We start from the raw sequence: 17,124 nt of genomic DNA on the forward strand, positions 1-17,124 counted from the left end.
ACAATGCAATTACTTGTCGGCATCATCCGTTTGCATTTTCAATAATTCAGCTTGTTTGTCCACCTGATCTGAAATCGCATTGAATGCAAGCAACATCGCAATCTCCGTGTCTGACAAATCGGGGGCTAATTTTTTTAATTGTGTCACTTGTTCATTCATCATCCGCGTCACCGTTTGCATGTGACGATCAGATGCCGTACCGATGATCGTGTAAGTATGACCATCAATTTCCGCTTTAAAACGGCGTTTGTTAGCAGTCATCAACATCCAACTTCCTTTCAGTAACAGTTAATATTCTAGCATGGTTACCATAATTTTGCGACCGTTAGAACCGCATGCGAGCCTTTAAAAAAGCCCGCGGACATGGGTCCACGAGCTCAAATTGACTTGCGACTATTGCATGCCACCATCATCAGCTAAGAAAGTATTCAATACTTGCTCAACCATATCCCATTCATCGTCAGATTCAATCAATTGCAATTCGCCGTTGTCACCATCTTCTGGATCGAAAATGTAGGCCTGAATATCAACCTCATCATCGGCCGCAGCATCTGCTGGATACAATAAAATGTATGAATGACCGAAATCTTCTGAATCAAACGTGAATAAAATATTAAATAGTGTCTCATTACCTTCGTCATCAACTAATGTGATCACATCATTATCTTTACGATCTTGGTTTTGACTCATGTTAGTTCCTCGCTATTCTTGTGTGAGTTTGCCATGGCGATCCAAGTAATTTTGCAAGATTAGACTTGCTGCTAACTTATCAATCACCTTTTTGCGTTTCTTTCGTGAGGTGTTGGCTTCTTCAACCAGCATCCGTTCAGCTTCAACAGTCGTCAACCGTTCATCTTCAAAGTCGACTGGCAAATGAAACCGAGCTGTCAGTAACTCGCCGTAATGTTGGGCCGCTTCAGCCCGCGGTCCCAAAGTATTATTCATATTCTTTGGCAATCCTAGGACAAAGCCCCCAGCATCCAATTCGTCAACGAGTTCAGCCACCCGGTCAATCCCGAATTCTTCAGCATCCTCATTGATTCGAATAATTTCAACACCTTGGGCCGTCCAACCAAAAGCATCACTAATGGCAACACCGACAGTTCTAGAACCAACATCTAACCCCATTAACTTCATGCATCGACATCCTTATCTGCCTTCAAATAAGACTTGACAAGCTCTTCGATAATCTCATCGCGCTGATGCTTCCGAATTAAGTTCCGAGCATCTTTCAAGCGCGGGATATACGCCGGATCACCGGATAGTAAGTAACCTACGATTTGGTTAATCGGGTTATAGCCCTTTTCTTGTAACGCTTCATAAACCGTCGTTAACGTGTCATGGACATCTTTAACGCTGTCATTATCGAAGTCAAAGTACATTGTTTTGTCTAATGAACTCATATCAAGCACCTCCCGCTAGTTTCCGCTTCTTATCTATTTTACTAAATGCCCATATGAAGTACAATCAATCCACTTTGATGTAACACATTCGTAATAATAACCAGAGTTAAGCCGGGCATTTTCTGCAAAGTGGTATTGATTTACATTGATTTTTCATCAACTCATTTTGCCACAAGTAATGCGCACTCATGTCCTCGTCAGTCATAACTAAATAATAACTCGCAAGATGACACGACTCCTCCAAAGTTGGCCGCAATCGCCAAAATTCACGTCAAATTAATTGAATAAGTAAAAAAGCAGTGCCATTAGAACTATTCGTCCTAACAGCACTGATTTATTTGGCTTGCTACTTGGTCTCACTTGATCCACACAAAGCTATTAGCATTTGTATGACCGTTCAATTGATTCCTATTGTTCAGCTAACCATTCATGAGCAGCCTTCAAAGCAGCCGGTAATCCAGCTGGCTTCTTGCCACCGGCTTGTGCTAGCGTTGGTCGGCCACCACCGCCGCCGCCAACTTGTGAGGCAATGGCTTTAATTAAGTCGCCAGCTTTAATCCCAGCCTTGACCTTATCATCACTAACAGCCACCAATAAATTGACTTTTTCGCCAATGACTGTCCCGAGTACCAGGACATCCGAATATTGTTTCGTCTTCCAAGTATCAGCGAGCTGACGAAGCTGATCCATCCCTGAAACTTCAACTTGTTGTGCAATCAAGGTCGTGCCATTAACATCATCGACCTGATCAAAAACTGCCCCAGCTTGTTGTTTGGCTAACCGACTTTCAAGGCTAGCCCGTTGCTGTTGTTCTGCCTTCAAATCAGCTTGCAATTGACTGACCTTCGTTGGCGTATCAGCCAACTTTGGTGCTTTGACTTGAGCGGCAATTTGCTTCAAGGTCTGTTCCTCACCGGCAAGCAGTTCAAAGGCCTCCTTCGAAGTAACGGCCTCAATCCGACGTGTACCAGCACCAATCCCAGTTTCAGAAACAATCTTAAATAGTCCTAATTCACTACTGTTCTTAACGTGGGTCCCACCATCAAATTCAATCGAGTAGTCGCCAATTGAAACGACCCGAACAATTTTGCCATACTTTTCCGTAAAGACGGCAATCGCACCCATCTTATGACCAGTTTCCTGATCAGTTTGAATCGCACTAACTGGTAGTGCTGCCCAAATCTTATCATTGACGATCTGTTCAACTTTCGCTAACTCTTCGTCAGTCACTTGACCAAAGTGGGTGAAATCAAACCGTAAATAGTCAGGTTCAACTAATGAGCCAGCTTGTTTCGTATGTTCACCTAAGACGTCACGTAAAGCTTGATCTAATAAGTGGGTTGCCGTATGGTTCTTTTCAACCTTATTATGGAAAGCTAAATCGACGTTCAACGTGTAAGTTGCATCTTTGTGCATTGGCTTCAACACTTCGACCGTGTGCAAGTGTTGCTTATTAGGCGCATTTTGGACATCCGTCACTTTGGCAACCACTTGTCCGGCATCATCCAAGATCACGCCACGATCAGCAACTTGACCTCCCATTTCAGCGTAAAATGGGGTCTTGCTGAAAATCATTTCAGCCTGGCCGTTGTCAATGTGATCCACTAAGGTTTCATCCACAATAATATCATTCAAAGTGCCTTGAACATTAGTCAACTCATCATAACCGACATATTCACTCGGCGTCTTGATGTCAATCAACAAACTCCGTTGCACACCCATTGACTTCGCACCGCTACGGGCATTCCGCGCACGATCGCGTTGAGCTTTCATTTCAACTTCAAAACCAGCTTCATCAACATCCAAGTTTTCATCGCCAGCGTATTCCTTAGTCAATTCAAATGGGAAGCCATAAGTGTCGTATAACTTAAACGCATCTTTGCCAGCCAAAGTCTTTTGACCAGCTTGCTTAGTTTCTGCAATCAAGTTGTTTAATAAGTTCAGACCGTCATTTAACGTTTCATTAAAACGACTTTCTTCAGATGCCACGATTTTTTCGATATACGTGCTATTCTTAAGAACATCTGGATAGTGTGAGGCCATGATTTTGCCTACGATTGGCACTAATTGGTCCAAGAAAGCCTCTTTTAGGCCTAGCTTTTGACCATGCAAGATGGCCCGGCGAATCAACCGGCGAATAACATACCCCCGCCCCTCATTGGAAGGTAGCGCACCATCGCTAATGGCAAACATAATTGCCCGGGCGTGATCAGCAATCACCTTAAAGGACACGTCGTCCTGCGCATTATCGCCATAATGCTTACCATCACTTAATTCTTCCGTTTTATGAATAATCGGTAAGAACAAGTCAGTTTCAAAATTCGTTTTGGCATTCTGAAAGACTGAAACGACCCGTTCCAGCCCCATCCCCGTATCAATGTTTTTACGAGGAAGTGGTTCATAAGTGTCTTCTGGCGTGTGATTAAATTGTGAGAAGACAATGTTCCAAACTTCCAAGTAGCGTTCATTTTCACCACCAGGATAATTTTCTGGATCATCGTCAGCTAAATTATTAAAGGCTTCACCACGGTCATAGAAAATCTCTGAATCAGGACCGGATGGGCCTTGGCCAATATCCCAGAAATTATCTTCAACTTTAATGATATGGTCAGGTTTAACACCCGTTGCTTCCCAGAACTTAGCAGCATCCGTATCTTTGGGATAGACCGTCATGTATAACTTATCCGGATCCCAACCAAACCACTTCGGTGAGGTTAAGAGTTCCCACGCCCAACTGATAGCTTCTTTTTTAAAATAGTCACCAACCGAAAAGTTACCCAGCATTTCAAATAACGTGTGATGGCGTGCTGTCCGGCCAACATTTTCAATATCATTAGTCCGGATACTCTTTTGTGAGCTAGTCATCCGGGGATTATCAGGTACAACGGAACCATCAAAATATTTCTTCATTGTGGCAACGCCGGAGTTGATCCACAATAACGTTGGGTCATCTACGGGAACAAGTGACGCACTTGGGACAATCGTATGGCCCTTTTCATGGAAAAAGTCCAAGTACATTTGCCGAATTTCACTACTACTTAATTTTTTCATTTAATTCTGGCACCCTTTCTATCATGCTTAATTTAAGGCAAAAAAACACCGTTGCTAGCAAAGACGCTGTTAACGCGGTACCACTTTGCTTGCAACGATGTGTTCGTTTACCTCTTAAGCTCATTAACGCTGAGACACGGACTAGTTTGCTAGTCATACTTTTAGGTAGCATCTAAACCACACCGCACTTTTCCCAGCAACCAAAGTGTCTCTTGACCGGCATGTGATTTAAATATGTCCTTACTTTGCAAAGTATAGAAAACTTACTGCTGATTGTCAATACACCGTCCGGTAGTTTTTGACCAATCCGCGTCAATTATTACACCTTAAGACTTACGATCCTTGCGGGCATTCCGTGCAGCGGCGCGTTGTTCAATGCGCCGATCCATCCGCGCCTTATCACTGATCTTTTTACGAATACGGCGTTTATACCCCGGCTTGATCTTCTTCTTAGATTTCTTGACATAACCAATCAGGGTTGGATCGAGCTTCTCTTGCTTAGGGCCCCGTTTAGCACGACGATTACGGTCATATGAGTCCACAATTTCGCCATCCTGAATGGCCTTAGGCTTAAACTTAATGCCCATCGCTTCGACCGCACTGACCTTAGCTTCTTCGCCCGGACTATATAATGTAATGGCCGTACCAGCCATTCCATTACGACCTGTCCGGCCAACCCGATGAATAAAGAATTCCAAGTCATTTGGAATATCATCGTTGATAACGTGTGAGACGCCTTCAATATCAATGCCTCGGGCGGCTAGATCCGTTGCAACGACAAACTGATACTTCAACTGTTGTACATCACGCATCACCCGTTTTCGTTCACGTGGTTGGATATCACCATGAATCATAGCAACGGTTAGACCCTGTTGCCGCAAATAATGCGTTAATTCTTGAACGCGCTCCTTGGTGTTGGCAAAGATTAACACCAAGTAGGGCTCCCCAATCGTCAACAACCGATAAATGATACTATTCTTGTCATGACTTTTGGTTGAAATCAACCAATTGTCAATAGTGGGACTAATCACCGATGCGACCGGAATTTCTTCCATAACTGGATTATTCATATACTTACGTAAGAAAGGCGTTAATTTTTGTGGCATCGTTGCTGAGAACACCAACATCTGCAAATCAGCTGGCATCCGCCCAGCAATCTGATCAACCACGTTCAAGAAGCCTAAGTCGAGCGTCATATCAGCTTCATCAACTACTAGTTGGGTCGCCCGATGAACATCGAGTGCTTGTGAACGCATTAAATCAAGAATACGGCCAGGCGTCCCAATAATTAGTTGTGGCTGGTGGCGATTAAGCTTTTCAATTTGTTCCTGCTTATCAGTACCACCAACATATAACCCAATATGAATTGCTTTCGGGCTATGTTGAATTAATTGTTTAGCCGCCGTCTGAATCTGATAGGCTAATTCACGGCTCGGCGTTGTAATAACCGCTTGCACATAGCGCTCATCGGCATTCAGTTGATTGATCATGGGCAATAAGAAGGTATGCGTCTTCCCACTCCCCGTCGCCGACTGCCCAATCACACTCCGGCCAGCAGCAATTACCGGAATCAATTTTTCCTGCACTGCAGTCGGTTTGCGGAAATTGATGTCAGTTAGCGCCTGCATCAAAAACGGCTGCAATTTAAAATCTTCAAAACTTGCGGTCATAGTTAAACCTCTTTCTCATAATGGCTAGCGACTTGGTCGAGTTCTCGCACCACCGTTTCAATTTCTTGTTGGTCCTTCGCCTTGGCACCACTTGCTAAAGCGTGACCACCCCCGTCATGGTGCTTGGCCACGCCATTGATCGATGGCCCTTTCGAACGTAGCCGAATTCGAAAATCGCCTTCCTTTTGTTGGACAAAAATCGCCCAACACTTGACGGTATCGATTCTTCCCGGTAGTGGCACAACGCCAGCGGTACTAGCATCGCCAATTGCAAATGAATCCATGATGTCATTCGTCAGAATAACATAGGCGGCACCAGAATCAAGTTGGGTCAAATGTTCATAAACATAGGCCGAGAGTCGGGCAACTGGTAACGTGATCGTGTCTTCAATCCGGTTAACGGCTTCGGCATTGGCGCCAGCTTCCATTAGCGCGGCTGCGGCCCGCATGGTACTTGGCTTGGTAGCGGAATATAAGAAACGGCCCGTGTCACCAACAATTCCTGCGTACAATAGGCGGGCAGCGTCAGCCGTCAGTGTCAATTCTGATTCAAATGGCGCGAACCAGTTATAAATCATTTCACTCGTACTGGAGGCATCAACATCCACCCATTGTGGTTCCCCAAAAGCATCATCATTCGGATGATGATCGATCTTAACAATCGTCTTACCTTGTTGCCAAAACTCCCCATCAATTCTTGGCTGGTTAGCGGTATCGAGAATTAGTACTAAAGCATCTTGATAGTCTGCTTCTGTAACTTCATCCATTTGCCCTAACCAATCAAAACCATGGTACTGTTTACCGGGCGTCAATACTCGTTTGTCCGGAAAACTAGCTTTGATGATAGCTGCTAATCCTAACTGACTGCCAATGGCATCCGGATCAGGCCGTTGATGACGATGAATAATAATTGTTTTTGCTTGTTTGATTAAGTCAAAAATTGCTGTTTGGACGGTCATAAATGAACCTTCTTACTCTCATAATTTACTGATGGCGATTAAACTGTCACAGTACTCCAGTATACCGAAGAATCCCCGCCGCGCCAAATAAATTAATTGTCATTCGGATAAAGCGGCAGCGTTAAGTTCTCAAAAGCTAGTGGTGCCAGGCCTGTCAACGTAATGCCAAGCAACCGGATTCCAGTATCAAAGTGAGTATCAACGACCTCGTCAAAAATTTCTTCAGCATATTGATCAAACAAAGTCGCGTCATTCGGAATGAACTCACTAAAGGTGCTGCGCTTAGTAATCGTTACAAAATCACCATAACGTAACTTTAAGACTAGCGTTTTCCCATGACGTTGGTGCGCCTGCATACTAGTGGCGACTAACTTAGCAATGGCCTTCAGATGCGTGTTCACTTCCGCTGTCGATTGTAAAAACGGCCCGAATGTCCGCTCCTTACCAATCGATTTTCGTTCTCGTAAATATTCCACTGGCCGATCGTCGCTCCCCCGAACCCGCCGGTACAAAATGTAACCAAGCTTGCCAAATTGCTTGATTAAGTCTAATTCGGACTGTGCGTATAAGTCTTGACCGGTCATGATGCCTAAATCATGCATCCTTGGAACCGTCTTTTTACCGACGCCACGAAACTTTTCAATTGGTTCACGTAACAGAAATGATTCCGCATCCTGTGGCAGGACAATGGTCACGCCAGCTGGCTTCCGATAATCAGACGCCAATTTGGCAATAAATTTGTTATAAGAAATTCCAGTTGAACAAGTCAAATGCGTCTGATGCCATATCTCTTGTTGTAATTTATGGGCCAATTCGACGGCACTGTGAATATGCTTTTTATTAGCAGTCACGTCTAAATAGGCCTCATCAAAAGCAATCGGTTCGATCATATCCGTATATTCATGAAAAATACGATGAATCTGATCAGATATCTCACGATACAACGGAAAGTTAGGTGTCTTGAATACTGCCTTGGGACACAGCTCTAAGGCTTTAGCAGCCGGCATCGCTGAATGGACGCCAAATTGTCGTGCGACATAGTTGGCCGTCGTAACTACCCCCCGGCCACCGGTCTGTCGCGGATCATGAGCAATCACTAATGGCTGGGTCTTATACGCCGGATGTTCTCGTTCTTCGATCGACGCATAGAAGGCGTCCATATCCACGTGAATGATTTTACGCTTTGTGTTCACCCGAATGGGCGCTTCAATAATTGACTGAGCCATTAGCTATCCCTCCTATTCTTAGTAGGTTCATTATACACGAACGTACGTTCAAAAGCGCGTGTTTGGTCCAGAAAAATCCTAAAAAAATAAGCGATGACCAGCACTGATCAATCGCTTATCTTTAATTATTATTTAGCTTCAGAATCAGACTCATTGTCTGCTGCTGAACTTGCTGATTCAACTTCAGACGTTGCTGCTGATTCAGCCGCCGCACCTGATTCTGGTGCAACCGTCTTAGCTGCTGTATCTTCGGCTGGTGAAATCTTTGCCACTGCGTTTAAATCGAAAACTAAGAAAATACCGTCACAATCTAAGGTAACCGTCTTTTCAGTTTCATTAACTTCATCGACAACGCCGTGTAGCCGACCAATCGTTGTGACCTTGTCACCGCGTTTGATTTTGCTTAACATTTGTTGATGCTGTTGTTGTTGTTTCCGTTGTGGACGGATCATGAAGAAGTATAAGAAAGCAAACATGACCACGATGAACAGAATTGATGCCATTTGACCCATTTAATATCGCTCCTAATCTTAAGTAAAAGTTTGACTATCTTTAACTTTAACAAATTACAGTCTGAAATACCAGTATCACTAAAAGTTTTTCGGGTTTTTCTCGTTAAAACCGTACATTTCAAAGAAATTCTGCCGGAATTCCAGTAAATTGTCATCCATAATTGCCTGCCGTACTTGTTTCATCAAGTGTAATAAGAAGTACAAGTTATGATAACTCGTTAATCGCAACCCAAACGTTTCATCCGCCTTAATTAAATGACGAATATAGGCGCGTGTAAAGTTACGACAAGTATAGCAATCGCAATTATCATCTAGGGGTGTGAAGTCATGTGCATAGGCCGCATTCTTGACCACCAGTCGGCCGTGTGAGGTCATACAAGTCCCATTACGGGCAATTCGCGTGGGTAAAACACAGTCAAACATATCAACACCGCGAATCGCACCATCGATCAACGCATCCGCTGAACCAACCCCCATCAGATAGCGGGGCTTATTCTCTGGTAATAACGGCGTTGTAAAGTCCAAGACATGATTCATTTCAGCCTTAGATTCTCCAACTGACAAACCACCAATCGAGTAACCAGGAAAGTCCAAGCTAACTAAATCTTTTGCACTTTGTTCACGCAAATCTTTAAAACCAGCCCCCTGAACGATACCAAATAAGCCTTGGTAATCGGGATGTTGGTGAACTTTTAAGCCCCGTTCAGCCCAACGACTCGTTCTGGCAACCGACTTACTAACATAGTCGTAACTTTCAAAGAACGGTGGACATTCGTCTAAGCTCATCATAATATCCGGGCCAAGATCATTTTCGATTTGAATGGCCTTTTCGGGTGACAAAAACATCTTTGAACCGTTCAGATGGTTCTTAAAATGAACCCCTTCTTCGGTAATATCGCGGTTTTTAGCTAATGAGAAAACTTGAAAACCGCCTGAATCTGTCAAGATACCCTTTTTCCAATTCATAAACTGGTGTAAGCCACCAGCTTCCTTAACAATCTGTTCGCCGGGCCGTAACCAAAGATGGTACGTATTTGATAAGATAACACCCGCACCCATCGCATCCAATTCTTCAGGGGCCAGTGACTTAACACTGGCCTGTGTTCCTACGGGCATAAACATAGGTGTTGGGAAAGTTCCATGTGGCGTAATCAGTTCGCCAAGTCGAGCCCCAGTATGCTTTTCTTTCTTAATTAATCGGTATTTAATTGCCGGTTCCATATCCGTTCCTCCGTATCAAAATGTTGCTAAACACAAACAATGATAGCACGAAATCCAGTCGTGAACCAGTCACAACGCCACGAGTAACTTGTAAGGTGTTGCCAAACATCGCAAAATAGCCCTAATATCAAATAGTCGCCTCAAGAATCCATTAGACTTTCTTGAAGCGACTATTAATCAATATTAAAAATGCTAAAATGGGGCCCAAAATCAGCTATTAATCATTAACCTGCAAGCAACCATTACTGTTTAGATCAATCTAACCACTGATTTTCGATTAGCCCCAACAAGTTCCTATTTCAAGTTCAGCCTAATTAATGAATAAACATAGCATCCCCAAAACTGAAGAAGCGGTATTTTTCATCAATGGCGTGCTGGTAAGCCTTCAAAATCAAGTCACGCCCCGTAAAGGCTGCAACTAACATGACTAAGGTCGACTTTGGTAAGTGGAAGTTCGTAATGAATGCATCCACAACTTTCCATTGATAACCAGGTTTGATAAAGATATCCGTCCAACCAGAATCAGGTTTGATTTCACCATCAAATTTACTACCAATCGTTTCCAGCGTCCGAATTGACGTCGTTCCAGTCGCAATGATGCGCCCACCACTTTGCCGGACTTCATTTAACGTCTTGGCAGCATCTTCATCTAGCCGGTAAAACTCACTGTGCATCTTATGATCTTCAATATTATCTTCTTCAACTGGTCGGAAAGTCCCTAATCCGACATGCAGCGTCAAGTAAACTAACTTAATACCCTTGTCTTGAACCTTTTGTAAAAGTTCCTTTGTCCAATGAAGACCCGCCGTTGGTGCAGCGGCTGAGCCATTTTCTTTGGCATAGACCGTCTGATAACGATCAGGATCGTCGAGCTTTTCCTTGATATATGGTGGCAATGGTGTTTCACCGAGACGCTCCAAGATCTCCATAAAGATGCCATCATAGTGGAACTCGATCATTCGAATCCCGTCTTCTTTTTCAGCGGTCACAGTCGCTGTCAACTGACCATCACCAAACGAGATCACCGTACCGACCTTGGCACGCTTAGCCGGCTTCATTAACGTCTCCCACTCGTCACCTTCTGTGTTATGAAGTAATAAAACTTCCGCATGGCCACCAGTTTCAGGCTTAACACCATACAAGCGGGCTGGCATCACGCGTGAATTATTCATCACGACCGCGTCGCCTGGATTAAGTTGATCAATAATATCGTAAAAATGTTTGTCTTGCATTTCACCCGTTTGGCGATCTAATTCCAATAACCGTGAACTGTCCCGCTCTTTAATCGGTGTTTGAGCAATCAATTCGTGTGGTAAATCATAATCAAAATCTTCAAGTGTTAAACTCATATTGTGACCTCTTATCTTTATTTATTTTGGGGGTATGGAACCCCTAAATGTTGATAACCTTTAATTGTAACGACCCGACCACGTTGCGTCCGCTTTAAGAATCCGATTTGAAGTAAGTACGGTTCAACGACTTCCGCAATTGTATCCGTCTCTTCACCAATATTAGCAGCAATGGTTGCTAGCCCAACCGGACCACCATCGTAATATTCTAACATCGTCCGCAAAAGCTTATTGTCAGTCTCGTCTAGGCCCGCATCATCAACACGTAAATAGGTCAACGAGCGTGCCACGATTGCCTCGTCGATGGCGTCCTGGTCGGCAACTTCCGCAAAATCACGAATCCGCTTGAATAATCGGTTCGCAATTCGTGGCGTGCCACGTGAGCGCCGTGCAATTTCGTGGGCCCCCGACGGTTTGATGCTTGTTTGAAAAATATCTGCAGTCCGCTTAACGATATCTTCCAAATCCGCAACTTCATAATACGCCATGTGTTCGACAATCCCAAACCGATCTCGCAATGGCGCCGATAACATCCCAGCCCGTGTCGTTGCTCCGATTAAGGTAAACGGCGGCAATGGGAAATGCACGGGATGAGCTGTCGGCCCTTGTCCAACCACAATATCAACAAAAAAGTCTTCCATGGCTGAATATAGCATTTCTTCAACGATTTTTGGCAACCGGTGAATCTCATCAATAAATAAGATATCACCTGGTTCCAGTTCATTCAAGAGCGCCACTAAATCACCAGGCTTTTCAATTGCTGGACCGCTAGTCGTCCGGATATTGACCTGCATCTCGTTCGCAATCACCATCGCTAACGTTGTCTTTCCTAATCCCGGCGGACCATACAGCAACACGTGATCTAAAGATTCTTCACGCTTGCGGGCCGCTTCAATATACACGCCTAATTCATGTTTGACCCGTGCTTGGCCAATGTATTGGGCTAACGTTTGCGGACGTAGCGATTTTTCTAATGAAGCTTCTTCGTCATCAGCTTTATCCCCAGATAATAACTTGTCATCATCCATTCGCTACTCCTCCCATCTACTTCTTCATCAATAATCGTAAGCCTTCGCTTAATAGCGTATTAGTATCAGCAGCTTGCGCTTGACTAAACGTTTCCAGCTTCTTGGTCACTTTCTTCACATCAGCCTTCGAATACCCAAGGGCCTCTAAAGCGGCCAATGCATCCGCTAACGCTCCGTCAACAGCTGGAGCATTCACATCCAACGCCGTTTGACCCGTAACATCAACGTTCAGATCATTTAATTTGCCTTTCAAATCTAAAACAATTTGTTGGGCCGTCTTCTTGCCCACCCCTGGAAAACTCGTCAGGTAAGTGGCATTTTCTTGATTAATGGCTTGAATCAAGCCAGCATGGTCGTTGTTCGCCAAAATTGCCAGTGCCGATTTCGGACCAATCCCCGAAACACCGAGCAGCTTTTCAAACAATGCCTTCTCGTCAGCATCAAAAAAGCCAAATAGGCTCATACCATTGTCACTAACGGCTTGGTGGATATACATCTTAACTGCAGTTTGTCCCACCTGATAGCGGTACGGATTAGCCGTTAGCACTTTGTAGCCAATGCCATTGACCTCAATCACCACAAAACCGGGGGTTACATCGGTCACTTGACCGAGAAAATATTCGTACACCGGAAAAACTCCTTTAAATAAAACGTATGTTTGCTTGCTAAATTGTACCACATTTTTATAGCGGCTTAACACTGGTGCATCGATAAAAACCAAATTTTAATATTGGCCTAGTCCCCCTCAGTTGATTTGATAGCGCTAATGACAATAAATGCTTGCTGAGGCGTAAATGGCGTGCTATGCTCAAAGTCTTAGGAGGGTCGCGCTATGCAACTTAAACCGTTTAAAGCGGTGTTACCAACCGCAACTGGTCAAACTAAAATTCAAACTGCTACTACTACTGATTGGGACCACCACGACACAATCATCCAGCCTGATTCCAGTTATTACTGGTATGAACTAACGCTCAACGGCGTTCACCAGTGGCGTTTAATTGCCAGCTGGCCAATTGATCAAACCGTGACAACCATGGTTCCTGGTGCCATCAATACGGTGCTTTATCCGCAACAACCCGTTATTGAGATGCTAATTGACGACTGGGTGGGGCATTTTGCACCGATAGTTGAAGTGACGGACACCGCTCACGTGACGCATCGTCTCTGGCAGATTACCGAACCTGAAGTCAACACCGACATCACCGCTGCCATGGCACCAGTCACACCGCAAAAAACGTGGTTGACGACGATTAGTACGCCACTAGTAATGCTAGTGTCAACAACTGAATGGCAAAAATTCGCAACCGCGCCAGCTATTCCTGATCAGTTGATTGCCATGGCAACGCCTCATAATTAAAGGTGCGCCAATTATAAAATCAACCGGTTTCGACACGCTTCTTTACGTTATTGCCGATAAATTAAAATGGACTTCTCAAGAATCACATTCGATTCTTGAGAAGCCCATTTTAAGACAACAATCTTGCACATTGCGCTAATTATTCTTTAGCACGAATCATGACCCAGATTAACGACGTACAACATCCTTAATCAAGTTTACCGCCTACGATGGCGTAACCACCACCAACATGCAACCACCAAACTAATACCAGCACTAATTACACTCAGCCACAAACCAATTTTTAATCCAGGCGTCCGATAAGTGAGTCGGATTCGGTGCCGACCAGCTGTCAACTTAGCTCCCACAAAGCCCTTGTTGACCACTTGCGTCTTGACGGTATGACCATCGACTTGCAGTTGCCAGCCGGACGAGTATGGAATTGACGTCGTCAGCACAGTTGCCGTCTTAGTCATCGTGGTTCCCGTAATCTGATTATTAGTCACCCGCTGCTGTTTCAGCCCGCTCTTCTGTAGTTGACGCGTCCGTTGGCGATAAGTCTTTCCTAACGGTACAGCAATCAATTTAGCGGACTTGAAATGTAAACTACGAATACTCGTGAAGTTCAGTGTAATCAACTTGCGTGCGTGCTTACTATACCCTAAGTTGATCACTGCTGATGTGCGTGGCTCATAATCCGACATATTCGTTGTGCCCAGTTGACTGAAACTCGTCAAATTATCCATGGTTTGAGCAGTTAAGGAATAGCCACTGGCACTTAGATTACCCTTCAAACCATCCCGAACATCATCTAGATAATCGACTTTGGTATATGGACGCGCCGTAAACACATTTGTATTTTGACTCGTCGTCAAAGCATTTTTGATTGAAGAACGTCGATAACTGATGCCATCTAGCACGAGATAGAGTTCCGTGTTTCGATACCGTTTGGGATGTTTGATGGTCAATTGGTATGGCATCTGATGGCCCTGGACATCACTGATCATGCTCGTTAACCCGTTCGCGTTTTTTTCCTGATTTTTTTTGACTAATTTTTGGTTAGCTGCAATCAAGTCAAGCACGCGATTAGACGGTTTGGTGAGACCAGTGGTGGGCGTTAAACTTTCCCGTTGTTCCGGTGTTAATGTGATCGTATCTGCCGGTAATTTAGTCAATGCGTTGTTTGACGCGCCGGTCGCGTGTTGATTACGATAAATGATCACCTTGTCCAAGGTATCCAAAACGTTCGTCGTGTCCGCTTGGACTGAGTAGTCGACAGTTTGGCTGGTGACCGCTGGCTTAACGGACTTAACCCCGCTAACGGACTGCGTGGTGACGACACCTTGTAACAAAGCCTGTTCACGATCAACAGCATTCAAACGCGCAAATTGGCGTTGACTGATCTGCTGCCGTTGTGTATAGACTAACGGCAACGCATGCTTGGATTTCAATAAAATTGTTCCAGTATGATTGCTCATGCCATAAATAAACTTATCCGCAAAAATCTTTGGTTCGCCAGTTTTCATCTTAACAACCTTATATCCGGCTGGTAAGGCTTGCTTCTTCAACTGATCTTCACGTGCAAACAAATATTTAACGCCTAATAAGTTATACATCGTCGTGCGACCATCCAGTGACCCTAGTGGCGAGTTCATCGCGTACTCGGAATTTCCCAAAGCTTGACTAAAAGCCCCCACATAGCCATTTTGAACCGAAAAGTATGACCCGACGGTACGGGTTCCCAACACCATCGGTACATCACTCTCAGCCGAACGCATCGTATAATAGTTGGGAGCCAACGCTGTCCGATAAAATTGCCCCGTTGCTGATAAACTTTTCTGGGCACCATCAAAATAATTTTTGACCCACTTCATCGCTGCACCCTGACGCAACTGTTCAGTACTATTAGAATTCGTATTGACACTCAACCAACCGAGCCCGTTGTTTGCTAGATTCAGTGTGACAACCCCTAGTAATAACACGTAAAACTGACAATTGGTCAATTTTAATGACTGCTGGGCCATGAGCACCCCAATTAGAGCGAGCAGAATCAAGTAAGTCGCAATATCGTGTTTACGAATATTAAGATAAAAGCCGTTAATCAACCAAATAACAATAAGTAGGCTTCCACTAATCCCTGCTAACCATTTGAGATCGGTCGCAGTCAAAGCGGTCACTTGGTCCATAAAGGCCATTGTGGCATAGGCAAAAACTAACGTAGCCATTAACAACCACCGGTTGGATGGCGTTGAAAAGACGTTAAACACGGCTGCAAATTGGGGTAATAAAATACCCAGCATCATCGCTAGAAGGACCCAATTGAGCACCCAATAGCGTTTAAAATGACGCAACGTGTAAATAACTGCTATAAAGCTAATGCTGCTTAACCCCAAGGTGACCCAGTATTGAACACTGCCACCATTCGTTAACAGTCGATTGGGTAAATTGACGTAATAATTAATTGGATAACTCGTCAGACCATTCGCAAAGTTAAAGCTTGCGCGCGTTGCCGTTAACATTGCTAATAACGTGGGTACTAACAATATACCAGCCATCGCGACCCCTAGCCCGACAGCCACTAATAGTCGCCAGAAGAGTTGGCCAAACGACCGCATCACTAACTGCTCACGGTGCCGCGACCAAAAACGAACTAAGGCGTAGATCAACCCACCTAACGCCAGCAAGTAAGCAAAATAAAAATTACTCAAAATAACGATGGCAGTAATTAAACTGAGCGGCAACCAATGCCGCCCCCGTAAGACCCGTTCAATCGCCCAACAAAGTAGCGGGAACCAAATCATTGGTAATAAAAAGAACGGATGGTGCATCCCCACGTAAAACGTATAAGCCGTAAACGTGTACGTTAAAGTCCCAATCAAGCGACTCATACGTTTAAACTTGAACTGATGACTAAAGCCCAAAAAAGCCAGTCCGACAAAGTATAATCGTAATAAAATCAGCGCTTGGTAAGCCCATTCTAAGTGGTCCTGAGAAACAAACGCTACTAAGTAATTAAACGGGTCACCGACAACATAGTAAGAAAAAGTCGTCAGTTGGTCGGCCCCCAAACCGAGATTCCATGACCAACTAAATAATTGCTGCGGATGTTGCTGTAAGATCCGTTGAAACTCCAATAAAATCGGGAAGTGTTGTGCAATGCCATCCACTTCCCAAATTAATGTTCGACCGGCCAAGAAAAGCCCGCTATAAGTAATCGTCGCGATAACCACAAACATCCCCGTGTACCAGACGACTAGTGGTATCTTCCGTACTGTCTTCAAAATCAGGTGCCCCTATCTTGTAATTACGCTGACCACGTAATCCCCATATTTTGCTATATAAAACAATGGTCTTATTTTACCATGAACA

The 17,124-nt window shown here is 44.4% G+C and carries 15 protein-coding genes; 1 reads left to right on the forward strand and 14 read right to left on the reverse strand.

Translation table 11 applies throughout. From position 1 onward, the window contains the following. Window positions 1-9: 9 nt before the first annotated feature. The 13 genes from zapA to ruvA form a co-directional block, all read right to left on the reverse strand. Window positions 10-261 (reverse strand): cell division protein ZapA, encoded by a 252-nt coding sequence (gene zapA / locus LP667_RS10030; RefSeq protein WP_056988400.1) that lies wholly within the window; start codon window positions 259-261, stop codon window positions 10-12. Window positions 262-393: 132 nt separating this feature from the next. Next, window positions 394-690, reverse strand: a complete 297-nt coding sequence (locus tag LP667_RS10035; protein ID WP_021732527.1) for a DUF1292 domain-containing protein — start codon at window positions 688-690, stop codon at window positions 394-396. A gap of 12 nt (window positions 691-702) precedes the next feature. After that, a complete protein-coding gene (ruvX, locus tag LP667_RS10040; protein ID WP_021732528.1) occupies window positions 703-1,137 on the reverse strand; it encodes a Holliday junction resolvase RuvX in 435 nt (144 codons plus the stop codon). Beyond that, window positions 1,134-1,403 (reverse strand): IreB family regulatory phosphoprotein, encoded by a 270-nt coding sequence (locus LP667_RS10045; RefSeq protein WP_003641523.1) that lies wholly within the window; start codon window positions 1,401-1,403, stop codon window positions 1,134-1,136. The genes ruvX and LP667_RS10045 overlap by 4 nt, the downstream gene beginning before the upstream one ends. 408 nt (window positions 1,404-1,811) lie before the next feature. Next, a complete protein-coding gene (gene alaS, locus LP667_RS10050; protein WP_021732529.1) occupies window positions 1,812-4,454 on the reverse strand; it encodes an alanine--tRNA ligase in 2,643 nt (880 codons plus the stop codon). Window positions 4,455-4,780: 326 nt separating this feature from the next. Beyond that, entirely contained in the window at window positions 4,781-6,124 is a 1,344-nt protein-coding gene (locus LP667_RS10055; RefSeq protein WP_021732530.1) for a DEAD/DEAH box helicase, read from the reverse strand. 2 nt (window positions 6,125-6,126) lie between these two features. Then, window positions 6,127-7,083 (reverse strand): DHH family phosphoesterase, encoded by a 957-nt coding sequence (locus LP667_RS10060; RefSeq protein ID WP_021732531.1) that lies wholly within the window; start codon window positions 7,081-7,083, stop codon window positions 6,127-6,129. 92 nt (window positions 7,084-7,175) lie between these two features. Next, window positions 7,176-8,309, reverse strand: a complete 1,134-nt coding sequence (gene dinB, locus LP667_RS10065) for a DNA polymerase IV (protein ID WP_021732532.1) — start codon at window positions 8,307-8,309, stop codon at window positions 7,176-7,178. 128 nt (window positions 8,310-8,437) lie between these two features. Beyond that, entirely contained in the window at window positions 8,438-8,821 is a 384-nt protein-coding gene (gene yajC, locus LP667_RS10070) for a preprotein translocase subunit YajC (protein WP_021732533.1), read from the reverse strand. Between the two features lie 78 nt (window positions 8,822-8,899). After that, window positions 8,900-10,042, reverse strand: a complete 1,143-nt coding sequence (gene tgt / locus LP667_RS10075) for a tRNA guanosine(34) transglycosylase Tgt (RefSeq protein WP_021732534.1) — start codon at window positions 10,040-10,042, stop codon at window positions 8,900-8,902. Between the two features lie 314 nt (window positions 10,043-10,356). Beyond that, window positions 10,357-11,391 (reverse strand): tRNA preQ1(34) S-adenosylmethionine ribosyltransferase-isomerase QueA, encoded by a 1,035-nt coding sequence (queA, locus tag LP667_RS10080; RefSeq protein ID WP_021732535.1) that lies wholly within the window; start codon window positions 11,389-11,391, stop codon window positions 10,357-10,359. A 17-nt stretch (window positions 11,392-11,408) separates the two neighbouring features. Continuing rightward, window positions 11,409-12,419: a Holliday junction branch migration DNA helicase RuvB gene (gene ruvB, locus LP667_RS10085; protein ID WP_021732536.1), complete on the reverse strand. Its 1,011-nt coding sequence runs from the start codon at window positions 12,417-12,419 to the stop codon at window positions 11,409-11,411. 16 nt (window positions 12,420-12,435) lie between these two features. Continuing rightward, window positions 12,436-13,047: a Holliday junction branch migration protein RuvA gene (gene ruvA / locus LP667_RS10090; RefSeq protein WP_021732537.1), complete on the reverse strand. Its 612-nt coding sequence runs from the start codon at window positions 13,045-13,047 to the stop codon at window positions 12,436-12,438. 204 nt (window positions 13,048-13,251) lie between these two features. Here ruvA and LP667_RS10095 point away from each other — a divergent pair, with 204 nt between their 5' ends. After that, the gene (locus LP667_RS10095; protein ID WP_056988396.1) at window positions 13,252-13,776 is read left to right on the forward strand and encodes a DUF1015 family protein; all 525 of its coding nucleotides are present in this window, start codon (window positions 13,252-13,254) and stop codon (window positions 13,774-13,776) included. Window positions 13,777-13,973: 197 nt separating this feature from the next. Here the strand turns inward: LP667_RS10095 and LP667_RS10100 are convergent, their stop codons facing one another. Then, on the reverse strand, window positions 13,974-17,036 hold the full coding sequence (locus tag LP667_RS10100) for a YfhO family protein (RefSeq protein ID WP_021732539.1): 3,063 nt from the start codon (window positions 17,034-17,036) through the stop codon (window positions 13,974-13,976). Between the last annotated feature and the right edge of the window lie 88 nt (window positions 17,037-17,124).

It is taken from the genome of Lactiplantibacillus paraplantarum (assembly GCF_003641145.1).
Taxonomy (GTDB): domain Bacteria; phylum Bacillota; class Bacilli; order Lactobacillales; family Lactobacillaceae; genus Lactiplantibacillus; species Lactiplantibacillus paraplantarum.